This window comes from Rhodothermaceae bacterium, assembly GCA_009838195.1.
In the GTDB taxonomy this organism is placed as follows: Bacteria; Bacteroidota; Rhodothermia; order Rhodothermales; family Bin80; genus Bin80.
In genome coordinates this window covers 94,749-108,600 of the sequence record VXSC01000044.1, presented here as the reverse complement: position 1 = coordinate 108,600, position 13,852 = coordinate 94,749, and the positions used below count along the sequence as shown (strand labels likewise).

General features: G+C 50.3%; 9 protein-coding genes. 2 read left to right on the top strand and 7 right to left on the bottom strand.

Annotation, left to right across the window (positions count from 1 at the left end; genetic code table 11):
- Positions 1 to 81: 81 nt before the first annotated feature.
- The gene (locus F4Y64_10200; protein ID MXX97970.1) at positions 82 to 1,692 is read left to right on the top strand and encodes a hypothetical protein; all 1,611 of its coding nucleotides are present in this window, start codon (positions 82 to 84) and stop codon (positions 1,690 to 1,692) included.
- Positions 1,693 to 1,854: 162 nt separating this feature from the next.
- Positions 1,855 to 2,049, top strand: coding sequence for a 30S ribosomal protein S21 (gene rpsU / locus F4Y64_10195; protein ID MXX97969.1), 195 nt, complete (start codon positions 1,855 to 1,857; stop codon positions 2,047 to 2,049).
- Between the two features lie 90 nt (positions 2,050 to 2,139).
- On the opposite strand, the gene F4Y64_10190 is transcribed toward rpsU, so the two are convergent.
- From F4Y64_10190 to F4Y64_10160, 7 genes are all read right to left on the bottom strand, one after another.
- Positions 2,140 to 5,784 carry a multifunctional oxoglutarate decarboxylase/oxoglutarate dehydrogenase thiamine pyrophosphate-binding subunit/dihydrolipoyllysine-residue succinyltransferase subunit gene (locus tag F4Y64_10190; protein MXX97968.1) on the bottom strand — a complete coding sequence of 1,215 codons (3,645 nt, stop codon included), beginning with the start codon at positions 5,782 to 5,784 and terminating at the stop codon, positions 2,140 to 2,142.
- Positions 5,785 to 6,180: 396 nt separating this feature from the next.
- On the bottom strand, positions 6,181 to 7,146 hold the full coding sequence (locus F4Y64_10185) for an NAD-dependent epimerase/dehydratase family protein (GenBank protein MXX97967.1): 966 nt from the start codon (positions 7,144 to 7,146) through the stop codon (positions 6,181 to 6,183).
- Positions 7,146 to 8,597 carry a 23S rRNA (uracil(1939)-C(5))-methyltransferase RlmD gene (gene rlmD / locus F4Y64_10180; GenBank protein MXX97966.1) on the bottom strand — a complete coding sequence of 484 codons (1,452 nt, stop codon included), beginning with the start codon at positions 8,595 to 8,597 and terminating at the stop codon, positions 7,146 to 7,148. Before rlmD ends, F4Y64_10185 begins: the two co-directional genes overlap by 1 nt.
- Positions 8,587 to 11,037 (bottom strand): BamA/TamA family outer membrane protein, encoded by a 2,451-nt coding sequence (locus F4Y64_10175; protein MXX97965.1) that lies wholly within the window; start codon positions 11,035 to 11,037, stop codon positions 8,587 to 8,589. Before F4Y64_10175 ends, rlmD begins: the two co-directional genes overlap by 11 nt.
- Entirely contained in the window at positions 10,979 to 11,200 is a 222-nt protein-coding gene (locus F4Y64_10170; GenBank protein ID MXX97964.1) for a DUF2795 domain-containing protein, read from the bottom strand. Before F4Y64_10170 ends, F4Y64_10175 begins: the two co-directional genes overlap by 59 nt.
- Positions 11,201 to 11,309: 109 nt before the next feature.
- On the bottom strand, positions 11,310 to 12,275 hold the full coding sequence (locus F4Y64_10165) for a peptidoglycan DD-metalloendopeptidase family protein (GenBank protein MXX97963.1): 966 nt from the start codon (positions 12,273 to 12,275) through the stop codon (positions 11,310 to 11,312).
- Between the two features lie 169 nt (positions 12,276 to 12,444).
- Positions 12,445 to 13,440, bottom strand: a complete 996-nt coding sequence (locus F4Y64_10160; GenBank protein ID MXX97962.1) for an AAA domain-containing protein — start codon at positions 13,438 to 13,440, stop codon at positions 12,445 to 12,447.
- Positions 13,441 to 13,852: the final 412 nt, after the last annotated feature.

Here is a 13,852-nt window from a genome sequence, read left to right as displayed (position 1 = left end):
TGAAATTAAATCGGGAGTATCTAGGGGGAGTATGCTCACAAAAAACGCAAAACATTCATCAAGAGACAATAAGAAGGATCAATGAAACAGTCAGTCCGCATTCTTCGAAGATTTACTGCCGGTACAATCACCGCTACAGTTATGATGATTACTGTATCTCCGACCATCGCGCAGACAGCCGATGAAGTATGGGGACTGCACCAGCGTGATATGTCGGTGGGAGCACGTATGACGGGGATGTCTATACGTGGTTTTGCTGGATTTGGAGATTACAGTGCTATGTACGGTAATCCGGCTGGGTTAGGGTATGTAGACGGCAATAAACTCGTGATATCCCTCAGAGGGTTTGATGCTATAAATGACTCCAAAATCTTGGCAGGCGGGTTCGACCGTGACGTCGTTTCGACATCAATGGACAATACAGGCTTAGGGAATTTGGCGTTTCTGTACGATGTACCTGTGGCACGAGGTAAATTGGTTGGCGGGCTGGCACTCAGTCAGACGCGTGACTTTTCACGTGGACTCAACTTTGTCGGAGAGAATGTTGAGAGCACCATCTCGACGTCCTTCCTGCCATTTGACAACGAGTACTCCATAAACCAGGATGGGGATCTTGGAGAGTTGGCAGATTTACCCTTTGCAGCTTTTAACGGCGGAATCTTCGAGTACTTCAGGGAACTTCATGAACAGGGGGAATACCCGTTCTATTCAACGGTTGTACCGGGTACCTTAATCGAGCAGTCGGTCCTGGTTTCAGAATCAGGGGAGGCGTATGAGTTGAATGCAGGACTGGCATGGCAGGCAACCAAAGATATTATGGTAGGTGCCTCTGTAAACATCTTTGTCGGTGACTATCGTTTCGACTACAACTTTACAGAAAGTGACATCTTGAATGAGAACACGGCTGATCAGTATAACGTGTTGCTTGACGACGGTACATTGTTGGAGGGATTTAACGAGCTTGACTATCAACAAACATTGAGTTCCGATATGGCTGGGATCAACCTCCGAGCCGGAATGAGTGGAAACTTGAGAGACAGGATTCGCTTCGGTGTGACGCTCGAATCTCCGACCTGGTCGTACTTTGAGGAAAGCTACGGGGAGCAATTCACCACGCGATTTGATCTCGGAGGCTCTGTTACATATGGTGACCACGCGGATGATATTGGCAATGGTTTCTTCGAATACTCAGTGCGTTCACCATGGCGTTTGGGGGTCGGACTGCGACTGGATGGTGGAATAGCCATGCTTACGGGAGAAGCGGAGGTTATTGACTGGACGCAGCTTAGATTGAGCTCGAGTGAAGGGGCAGAGGTGTTCAGTGAGGTGAACCGTGTGATTGATAGTGAATATGGTGTCGCCTTGAATTATGCTCTGGGTACCGAGTTTGAAATCGGGTTCGTTGATCTCAGATGGGGGCTGGCATTTCGCTCTTCGCCCTACAAAGATCCGGCAGCTGTCTCCCCTCCAGATGGGCGACAAATAGGAGATCGTTTTGGCATGTCATTTGGCGCGGGGCTTCAACTTACAGATGGGATTCGAGTAGACCTCGGGCTGCATACGGAAGAGGAACGTGATGTGTGGGATCTCTATCCTTCGGATGATGCAGGGCCTCGGCAGGATTCTCGCTTCGAAATTGACGAAATGTTGACAAGGAGGAGCGCAGTACTTCAACTGACCGTCAAGTTGTAACATGTCACGAGAAGGGAAGGATAAATCCCTGTTTGCGCGAATTTTGACCAGTTAACACACAAAATGTTGGATTTCAGGAACACACACTGGGTAGTGTTGTAGAAGGTGGTCTTACTTTTTCCCACAACAACATTAAATCAAGGTAGTCAGTTGGCATTTCACATTGGCATTGGCGTAAAAGTCAAAGAAAAAGAAAATATTGACCGGGCACTCAGGCGATTCAAACGCGCCGTAAATCGTAGCCGGGTATTACGTCAATATCGACAGAACATGGCTTTCACAAAGCCATCGGAAGATCGAAGGATAGCGAAAGAGAAAGCCGCCCGCAATGCACGAATGCATAACCGGCGGTATTAGTTGTTGCGACTCTTGGGCAAGACCGAAAATATTGACTTGAGGTCAAGCTAAGTCAAAGTTGGCAAAATCCTCCGAAAGGATACCACCTATCTAAGAGAGTAGTAGGGCGCTCGCAATAACTTCATCCTGCTCGAGTTGATGAACCATTGAGCTGCCTGTGGCCGGGCTGGCACTCGGGTGACGACCTGCGTACTGAACGCGGGGATCATGCCCAAATTTTGCGGAGCGGAGTGTACTTTTCAGTAGTGGACGAGCATAAGTCCAAGCTCCCATGTTTGCTGGTTCTTCCTGAGCCCAGCAGATCTCTACATCGGTATTGTATCGTTCCAGCTCCTTGTAGAGGGCATCGTGGGGCCACGGGTAATATTGCTCAAGCCGGATCAGCGCGATACGATCCTGCTCGTCTGGATGCTTATCAAGTTCAGATAATAAGTCGTAATAAATCTTACCACTGCAGACCACAATTCGTTTAACTTTGGCGGGATCTTTGTCGGCACCAATGACAGGCAGGAATTCTCCTTCCGTCAACTCTTTTGGCGAAGAAACGGTCTTTGGATGGCGTAGGAGGCTCTTGGGAGTCATGAGCACGAGCGGCTTTTTTACCTCCCGTAAAACCTGCTGCCTCAGCGCATGAAAATAGTTTGCAGGTGTACTCAAGTTGCAGACGATCATATTTCCTTCAGCACAAAGCTGGAGGAAGCGCTCCAGGCGCGCAGATGAATGTTCGGGGCCCTGTCCTTCGTATCCGTGTGGAAGCAGCGCGACCAAGCTACAAGTCTGGCCCCATTTTTCTTCGGCGGCGGATAGAAATTGGTCAAAGACGATTTGTGCACCATTGGCGAAGTCCCCGAATTGTGCCTCCCAGATTACTAGGGCGTCCTGGTTCTGGACGGAATATCCGTATTCGAATGCGGCTACCGCATATTCGGATAGTAGACTGTCGTAGATATGCAGCCTCGCTTGTTCTTCAGTGATATGATTCAAGGGAATGTATTCTGCGTTCGTGATTTGATCGTAAATCACGGCATGGCGCTGCGAGAAAGTTGCACGCCTGGAATCCTGACCACTCAGGCGAACAGTCGTTCCTTCCTGAAGGAGGGTGCCAAATGCCAGTGCCTCAGCAAATGCCCAGTCGAGCTGTCCTGACTTCCGTAGTTTTTCGTTCCGGCGTTCAAACTGCCGCATCAACTTAGGATGAGCATTAAATCCATCCGGGATTTGCAGCAGCGCATGGAGTATGTTTTCAAGTTGATCCTCAGAAGCACGGGTGTCTACGGGAGGTGGGGATTCGTAGCTGCGATTATGGAAGTGCTCAAGTATCGCGGCCGGATCTTTCTCCTTAAGGTCAGAGGTCCGTTCAAATGCGTCCTGTAGCAATGCCCGGAAATCATCCAGCATTTTTTCTGCTTCATCCGGCTTCATTGCCCCCCGGTTCAGAAGCGACTCGGTGTAGAGCTTGCGTGGAGACCGCTTCTTTTGAATCTGCTGGTACAGGACTGGATTGGTGTAGGTCGGCTCATCCCCTTCATTGTGGCCATGCTGTCGATAGCAGAGCATGTCAACAACGATATCTTTGTTGAATACCTGCCGGTAGTCCAAGGCAAGACGAGCCACGCGTACGCACGCCTCGGGGTCATCCCCATTCACATGGAAAATCGGTGCTTCAATCATTCGGGCCACATCCGTTGCATAGGTGGAACTGCGCGCCTCACTAGGTCCTGTCGTAAAGCCGATCTGGTTGTTGATGACAAGATGGATGGTGCCGCCAGTATGATAGCCTCTGAGTTGGCTACAGTTCAGGGTTTCCGCAACAACCCCCTGGCCAGCAAATGCAGCATCTCCGTGAATCAGCACAGGAATGATCATATCCGTAACCTGGCCATCGGACAAATCAGTGTTGCCAGCGTCTCTGATACAGTCCTGTTTTGCCCGCACCATTCCCTGCACGATTGGGGTTATAGATTCCAAATGACTGGGATTGGAGGCCAATGTCAGTTCAACTTTTGCCCCACTCTCTGTCTCGTACGTTCCTTTACTGCCTAGGTGGTACTTTACATCCCCGGATCCATAGATCGTATCGGGGTTGATGTTGCCTTCAAACTCCGAAAAGATGTTCTCGTAGGATTTTCCGATGATGTTGGCCAGAATATTGAGCCGACCTCTGTGGGTCATGCCAATTATGACTTCGTGCACACCTTGCTCTGCAGCGTCATTCACAATCAGATCCAACATGGGGACGATACTTTCCCCACCCTCAAGAGAAAAGCGCTTGTGTCCAATGAAGCGGGTATGCAGGAAGCGTTCGAATGCCTCTGCCTTGTTCAACTTAAGTAGAATTCGCCGCTGATCATCTAGTGTCAGTTCTTCAGAATCGCGCAAAGTCTCAATCTTCTCCTGAAGCCAGTGTTTTTCGATTGGACTCGAGAGGTGCATATACGCAACACCGATGCGGCGTGTATAGGTCTCCCGAAGAGTGTTTAGGATATCTCTCAGGGGGAGAACATCCTTTCCACCAAGCCCTCCTGTGACGAATTCACGATCCAGATCCCACACCGTCAGGCCGTACTTGGCAGGATCCAGTTCGGAATGATATTTCCAATTATTCTGAAGTGGGTTCGTGTCTGCCTGTAGGTGTCCCAAGACGCGAAATACCCGGATCATAATCATGACCTGGGCCTGTTTTTCGACAAGGTTCATCTCCTTGCCTGTCTTCTGGGAGCTCCCTAATCGGGGAGTCGAGTCAGGACTGAGAACAAATGGAGGGTAGGGCACATGAAGATCTTCAAAAAGATCTGAATAGAAGTTGTCGTTACCCTGTAACAGATCCGCAATGTGAGCCAGGAAAGCACCGCTTTCCGCACCCTGAATGACACGGTGATCATAGGTACTGGTGACGGTCATCACCGGGGCCAGCCCAACCTTACTGGCGGAAGCAGCACTAATTGCCTGATATTCTGGTGGATAACCAATGGAACCAATACCGACGATGACCCCCTGATGTGGCATTAGGCGCGGCACACTGAGGCTGGTCCCAATCATTCCCGGATTGGTCAGCGTGACGTTCGTCCCATGAAAATCCTCAACTGTCAGCGCGTTGCCCCGGGAGCGTCGGATGAGTTCATTGTAAGCGCCGAGAAACTGCGCAAAATTCATCTGGTCTGCCCCCTTAATATTCGGCACGAGCAGGGAACGACGGCCCCTGCGCTCAATGTCAATTGCGAGGCCAAAGTTTACCTGAGATGGACGTACGTGCTTCGGTTTGCTTCCTTCCCTGACGAATGTACTGAACATGGTTGGGAAGACCTTCAGGGCCTGTACGATTGCATAGGCGATGATATGCGTGAAGGAAACCTTGAATCCATCGATACCACGTTGGTACTGATTGAGAAGCGTACGATTTTCGGCGAGCAGTTTAACGGGGAATGTGCGAACAGAAGTTGCCGTAGGAATGCGGAGGCTGGCTTCCATGTTGTCCACAATCGCCGCGCCAGGCCCGCGGATGAGGGCAACCTCTGCATCAGCAGGCAACCCATCTCCCGAGGGATGTGGGGGATCCTTCTTTATCTCCTCTTGCTTTTTGGGCACTTCTTTCTGTGCGACCGGTAGCGGAGCAGTCTCTCCGGGATCATAGTCAGTAAAGAACTCCCGCCAACTTTCGCTGACGCTGGATGGGTCATCCAGGAAGCGTTTATAGAGCTCTTCAACGTAACCCGTATTGAATCCAAGCAAGCTCACTTTCTTTCCAGGTCAGGTGGATTTAAACTGTATGGTTCAGCAGAAACGGTCCGTTCATGTGGGCGAATGAAGTTCCCGACTGAACTAAGAATATACAAAACTCAAACGCCGCAATGAGTGCAGACGTTCGAGGCAGAACAATAACCTGTGTACAGTGAATCGATGTGTGAGTTGCAGAACTGGGGGCGATGGTCAAATTATTTGTCGCTGTGCTCCGTGGGTCTCTGCGAGATTAAGCTTGAGCAGGATACAGTATTTTGAGGCATGGGTAGGTACTCCTAAAGAAAAATAGGACATATCCTTGCGAGGGGTGGCCTCATAGATTTGAGCCCTGTAAATTGACCGCAATGCCGTTGATCTTGCATATGGTCTGCAGACTACCCTTGGAAGGCTGGCTTAAATCCACCCCTGCATCCGGTACCACGAAATGGTTTCTTTTATGCCATCGTTCAATGAGACCTGAGAAGTATACCCAAAATGTTCACTGGCCTTTTTGGATGAACATTGTTTTGTCGCATGAAGGATTTCCCGCGCCTTCTCGCGGTTCAGTGCCGGGTAGGTTCGGGACAGCTTTCCGGCAAATTCACTGAGGGTTCCCAGTGGCATGATGAGCGAGCGTGGGATCTGGATCATCCGTGATTTTTTCTCCAACGCAGACTCAGACGATTTTTTCAGTTTCCCCCAGGATATAATTCGACGACTTCCTACATAGTAGGTTTCGCCAGTAGTCCGCGGAGATTCAGCTGCCCCAATGATACCCCGGACCAAGTCTCGTACATACACGAGTGACAGTCCAGGGTCGCGCCGGGGTACAACACAGAGTCCACGATTTATGGCAGTAAAAAAAGTCAGTAGATCTCGATCCCTTGGTCCATATACAACGGGAGGGCGGATAATGACTATGGGCAGATCCATGTCTGCCAATGCATGTTCCATGGCGAGTTTACTTCTCCCGTACATGGAAACGGGTTCGCAGGGTGTGGATTCATCGGCGAGTACCTCCCCGGTATCACCAACGACCGCCAGACTGCTGGCAATACATACTTTGGGAATTTTTGCAGAAGCGGCCGCCGTCATCAAGTTTATCGTAGAGGTTACGTTGGCCTCATACAGCATTTCCCATGTCCGTGCGCGTGTCATTGCACCTAAATGGTAGACAAAATCTACCCCTTGCAGAGCTTGTTCAACCAGCGTGGAATCGTTGAGGCTGCCGCGTATATGCACGACATCAAGCCCTGTCAGCCATTTCGGTTCAGAACGGACTAGACAGCGAATTTCTGAGTAACCTCGCTGGAGTAATGCCTCAACCAGGTGGCTGCCGACGAAGCCAGTTCCTCCCGTCACAAATGCAGTCTTACCCATCACAATACTTTTTTCTCAAGTAGGACGATGTTCTCAAGATGATGGGTTTGGGGAAATAAGTCAACAGGTTGCGCAACAATGGCATCGTACGACTTCGATAAGATCAGTAGATCACGGGCTTGGGATTGAATATTACAACTCACGTACACAATCCTGCGAGCGTTTAGCCTAGATACCTGCACGGCCACCTTTGGATGCATACCTGCTCGTGGAGGATCAAGCACGACGACATCAGGATTCCCATGCTCAGTAATGAGCTCTGGATTTAAGAGCCGCAGCATGTCCCCACTGATGAAGGTGGTGTTCTTGATTCCGTTCAGAGCTGCATTGCTTCTTGCGTTCAGGATGGCATCTTCGATCAGTTCAATACCGGTCACATGTGCGGCATGTTTAGCGAGGGATAATGCGATCGTTCCAGTGCCACAGTACAGGTCGTATACATGTTCGTTTTTAGTCACTCCAGCGAGGTCGCGTACGACGTTCACCAATTGTTCTGCCTGAAGAGTGTTGGTCTGAAAGAATGCGCCGGGCGCAATCTCAAAGGTAAGGTCACCAATACGTTCTCGAAGAATCCCAGGGCCGTAGATGGTCTCGGTTCGTTCTCCAAAGGCGGTCTGAGCAGGTGTTGAATTGATGGTATTTACCAGTGTGGTCACATACGGATGCTCCTCTTTGAGGTAGGCTTCAAGGCAGGACATGCATTCCGCATCGTACTCAGATGTAATTAAATTCACCATAAAATCCGGCATATGTACAGACTGGCGAATGACAAGGTGTCGTAAAAATCCCTCTTTGTTCCGCCAGTTCCAGGGACTCCAATGATGTTGCTTTGCAAGGACTCGGATCCCGTTGACCACTGCCGTACTACGTTCACCTTGAAGATGACATCGGTGAATGTCCAGGATTTTGGCGAATACGTTTGGTGGATGCAGACCGAGTGCAAATGAGGTATCAAATACTTCTCCAGAATCAATCTCCTCTCTGGTGAGCCAGCGGTAGGGGGAGAAGGAGAACTCCATCTTATTTCGGTAACCAAAGATTGCAGCCGATTCCAGTGGCTTGTGAATCTCCAGATTTGGTAGGTCAGCGATGCGTGTCATTGTCTCGCGCACCAGTTGATATTTATCCTCAAGCTGCTGTGTGTAGGAGGTAGTTTGGAGGGTGCAACCGCCGCAGCTTCCGAAATATTCACAACGTGGTTGGACCCGGTTTGGAGAAGGATGCAGCACGGCCAGAAGCTGCGCCTCCGCAAACTTCCTGCGCCGTTTTACCACTTTGGCCTGCACACGCTCACCTGCTAGGGTATGAGGGACAAACACCACCTGACCGTTATGATATGCGAGGCACTTTCCCCGGTCTGCCATTTTCTCCATCACCAATTCCACAACATCCCCACGTCGCAGTGGAGGCTTCGACGGTGTATCTGCGTCTATGGATGGATCAGAAGGCATGACCAAGGCGAAAATAGCCTACCCAATTATTCAGACCTGAGGGGAATAATCCTGCGTCTGGGCGTTTGGGATCGTGGACCTGGACTGCCATATCCAGACGAGCAACCAGATACGCCCATGAAACCCGGACCCCGACTCCCCAACCCATGCCCGTTTCCTGCAGTAGGTTTTGGAAAACAAGACGCCCTGTCGGTTGTCCCGGGGCGGTCTCACTGAATCCGGGATTACGTGGACCGAACCATACATTGCCTGCATCCGTGAAGGTGGCCAGGATCCAGTCCGCTCCCAGGCGATCCTGGACTACGGTCTGGCGTAACTCCAAACTAGCCTCCAGTTTGATGTCCCCTCCCAGGAGATTCGTTTCCCGTTCATTATTGGACAACTGGCTGAAGCTAGCCGCTCCTGGTCCTAACTGACGGAGTCCCCATCCACGTACGCTTGATGCGCCACCGCTGTAGAAGCGGTGCGTAAATGGTACAACGGTGGCTTTACCGATGGGGTGGACCCAGCCACCAAAGAATTTTGTAGCCAGAACCGTACGACTACTCAGGCGATAGTATCGTCGAAAGCTGCTTGTGAATCGCACATACTGACGATAGTAGGCTTCGGAATTACTGCCTGCAAAAGAGAAAAGACGTAAGCTCTGCTCCAGCGTGCCTGGAGTGAATACGTAGCGATCTAGGAAATAGGGAAGCATTCCTCCCAGTTCAGCACTGGCCTCATAGCTATATCCCTCATCCCTGCGAAGTAGGTTAACCTGTTCAGATCGAAACGTGTAACGGATTGCGTTGTTGATTTGAGGTTGAGTATAGTCTTCCAGGATTTGAGCACGTTGGACAGGGTCAATGATTTGAGTCCTTCCCTCAGTGCCTAATACCTGGTTGAGGAATCTGGATTCAAAGCCGCGCAACGTATCCGGCTGGCTCAGGCTCAGATCCATCAGATCAACGAATGATGTGATGTTTGGGCTATGTCGTAGCTCGAACCGGATGCGTGTTGCGACGCGCCCACGTATAATCAGACTTAAATCTTCGCGGCGAGCAGTAAGATAGCTGAACGTAAACCGGGTTCGGGTCTGAAACAGGTCTAGATCCAAGTGGTGGAACGGGGCAATCAGGTAGGGGAGGCTTACGGTCGCTGAAAATTCTGCCAGCGTCGATGAAAGGAAGGTCGTATCTATATCTGCTGCAACGGAGCCCGTCGTGCTTAGGCTGAGCACCTCTCCACCGCCAAACATATTGGCATTTTTATACGTGAGGCCCAGTCCACCACCTAATTCATTCTCAACACCACCCAAGGCATCATTACTCTGTCGAATAAAGGTCGAAAACAAAAATTCATGGCGTGGTCGAGTTCGAACGGTGATCTGGTGGGGGAGTACCTGATCAATGGGGGCCTGAGAAACAATGTCGGTAAACGTGAACACTCCCGTAGCTTCCAGGTGTCGTTTGGTCGTCAGGATTTCCGATTGGTTGTACCAGGCATCGGGTCGTATATCCAGTGCTTTGAGCAAAAGAGCACTCTTGATGCGGCGGTCTCCCTGAATTTTGGAAATCACGAATCTGGATGTATCTCTGTTGGCAAAGAGGGTATCCATTCGTACGGGTACATCAGGTTCGGGGCCTTCGACCTCAAACTGTATCGTACCGTAACGGAAGCGTCTGCCGGTATGGATCCGCAGTTCGACATTGAAGGAATCCATGGTAACGGGCGTAACAATGGCACGAATTGAATCCCGTGTAACGGCTGCAAACCCCATATTTCGCAGCAGTGTCAGAAGCCTACTTCTCTCTTCAAGCAATTGACTCTCCCGGAACCGCTGTGGTACGGGTTTATAATCCAGGAGTGGTTGATTGGGTAGTGGGGGAAAAAGGGAGGTTTGTGCAAGTTGTTGTCGTTGTGGAAGATCCAGGCTGTCCAGCCCAGTATAGGATACTCGGCTGATCAGTGTGGCAGGTCCCTGAACAATATTGAACGTGATGTAAGCATGGTTGCCATCAATCTCAATCTGATAGCTTATATCGGTTTGGAGATAGCCTTCCCGTTCAAAGAACACACGAAGCTGTTCCAAGTCCGTAGCAAGCACAGCTTCATCTATGATGGCAGGTGGTTCTCCCAGGTTCATGAGGGCCCTACTCAACCGCGAGCCTAGTCTGCCGGCTTCTCCAATTCGGTAAAGCCAGAGCCACCAGTGTGCACCACGAAGCCCGAGAAATTCCCGGTTGACGGCCGTACGGATACGACTTTGAAGGACTTCGTCAGAGAAGTCAGTATCTCCGACAAAGAACACCTCTGCAATATGAGGTGTGTCGGAATCAGATTGAGCGGAGGCAACTGCTGATGAGAGCCCTCCAACCAGTACCAGTAGGCATAAACCCCACCTACTCGTCCTCGAAGTAGAAATCGTCGTCGGCCGTCGGGTAATCAGGCCATACTTCATCCATGCTTTCGTAGGGTTCGCCTTCGTCCTCGAGCTCCCGGAGGTTCTCCATCACTTCGAAAGGAGCTCCTGTACGTTCGGCATAATCAATGAGCTCTTCCTGTGTGGCTGGCCAGGGAGCATCCTCGAGATAGGAGGCCAGTTCGAGTGTCCAGTATCCCATTTTGAATTTAACGTGCGCTTTGTGATCCGAGTTAGAAACCGGATATTATGCAATTCAGAGGAATATGTTGTAATGCAGAGGGGTAACCCGAAAAAAAACGTCAATCCAGCTACGGAAGACTGCTGAGGTTGTCTGCCCGGTCCAAGAGTTCCTGGTACTGTTGCGGTGTCATACTGGGCCCCAGAAAGTAGCGAGGATCAAGGGCATTATTACTGTGATCGCGTACCTCATAGTGGACATGAGGAGCAACGCTCAATCCAGTGTTTCCACTTTTTGCAATTTGTTGTCCACGAACAACCTCCACGCCCTCCCTGATGTTTGGCAATACTGAGTCTAAGTGGCCATAGAGTGTTTTATATCCAGCTTCAGGATGATCGATGAGAACATAGCGGCCATATCCGATATTGGAGTACGCAATGTCTTCAATGACCCCTGCTCCCGTAGCATATACCGGACTGCCTCGGGGTACAGCAATGTCCAAACCGGAGTGCATCCTCCGGTAATGGAGGATTGGATGCAAACGGTAGCCAAAACCAGAGGCAATACGGCCTCCCTTTGTGGGCGAAATGGCTGGAAGTTGTGCCAGCGCCTCTATTCGTTTGATTCCAAGTGTTTCGAGATACTGAAAGCTGGCAGTTTGCAGACTGATCTGTCTTTCAAGCTGATCAAGGAGTTCGGCGTGATCTCGAAGAAGTTCAGATGTTGTTTTGCTGAATCCATCAAAGTGAGCATACGGGTCTACACCACCAACACCTACCTGACGCACATCACTCGGAATAGAATCAGCCTGCAGGATCAACCGGTACAACTCCCGATCTGTCTCCGAGAGATTGTCCAATTGTTCACTCAAGCCACTCACTCGTTGACGGGATTCAGAGAGCTCATCCTGGAGGGCCTGATTCTCTGCTATGAGCCTCTGTTCCTGTACCGAAGTTCCGAGAAGATCAGCCACAAACCATATGGCGACGAGCCCCGCAAGCACCCCCCCGCCCCATAATAGAGGACGGACAAAACCGTAAGGTGCTAATACCGGCTCAAGTGTACGCGGGTCAAGTTGGTATTTCCTTAACCTCATTCCATCACAAAATTTTGTCAATAAATGAACCGACGGGAAGAAGGCACTGCGCGAGAGAAATATACGCTACAGGTTTCGAAATAAAACCGATTTCCCATTTCTACGTGTGAATTGACAGAATGATTACGTTTTCATACACGTAATTCATTTAGATAGTATATAATAAGGACTAAGGAACCTCAATCTTGTCAAGAATTTTCTGAATAATTACTTCGGCTTCCATTTCTTCGGCCTCTGCCTCATAGGTTACGGCTAGGCGGTGGCGGAGCACGTCCATGGCAATTGAGCGTACATCTTCGGGAGTCACATAAGCGCGATGACGAAGGAATGCATGGGCTCTTGCCGCAAGGTTCAGGTTGATTGTTGCCCTGGGGGAGGCGCCGTATTCAATCAGGGGCACCAGGTCAGGTAAATCAAAGGAATTGGGGTCCCGCGTGGCAATGACCAGGTCTACGATATAGCGTTCGACACGCTCATCCATATAGAGCTCATTCAGGACTAGCCGGGCAGACAGAATCTTTTCGGATTGAACGATCGTTTTGACTTCGGTGTCGGGGTTGGTTCGAGCCATCCGACGCATGATTTCTATCTCCTCCTCATGGGAGGGATAGCCGACCTTAATCTTCAACATGAAGCGGTCGACCTGCGCCTCAGGTAAGGGGTAGGTTCCTTCCTGCTCAATAGGGTTCTGTGTTGCAAGCACTAGGAACGGTTCCTCAAGCGGAAAAGTCGTTTCCCCAATTGTAATTTGCCGCTCCTGCATACTTTCCAGCAAAGCACTCTGAACCTTTGCCGGAGAGCGGTTCACCTCATCCGCAAGCACCATATTCGCAAAAAGCGGTCCTTTTTTGATGGAGAAATCTCCAGTCTGCTGATTGTAGATCAGTGTACCCAAAAGGTCGGCGGGGAGGAGGTCTGGGGTAAATTGAATACGCTGAAATTGTCCGCCAATGGACCGGGCAAGAGAACTTACGGTCAAGGTCTTTGCCAGCCCGGGAACTCCTTCCAGCAACACATGCCCTGAAGCGAGCAGTCCGATCATCAGGCGTTCGACCATATAGTCTTGCCCGACGACAACACGTCCGATCTCTTCACGCAAATCGTCTACAAAAGCACTCTCAATACGAATATGTTCGCTAACCTGAGCAAGATCAAAATTGGCCATGGAGTAGTGGTTTAGTCAAGCATCGGCGAACTTACGCGATCTTAACCATCATGTTCACCCGGGTAGCCTGCTGATAAAGTACGCTTTTGGAGATCGTGTCTCCAATATCACCCACGCCTGCGTAGACGCTCTTTTTTATCAGCTTGAGATCAAGGATAACCAAGAACGGTCCTGGTTATGTATTGATGGGTGACAACCTTTAAGTGCTTCACAGAAAAATGATCTTTTCTTGATGCCTCTCTGAGGCTAGATGTCGCTTACTTAACCTTAAAAATTACTGGAGGTGAGGCGGCGTCAGACTCTGAAAAACCCGGGCTACCAGTGCCCTATCACACACTCTCATGCAGTGGGGGGCTGATTTCAGTGACGCGAAACTTGAGATGTTTTCGGGGGATAATAGTTCGGAAGTGGA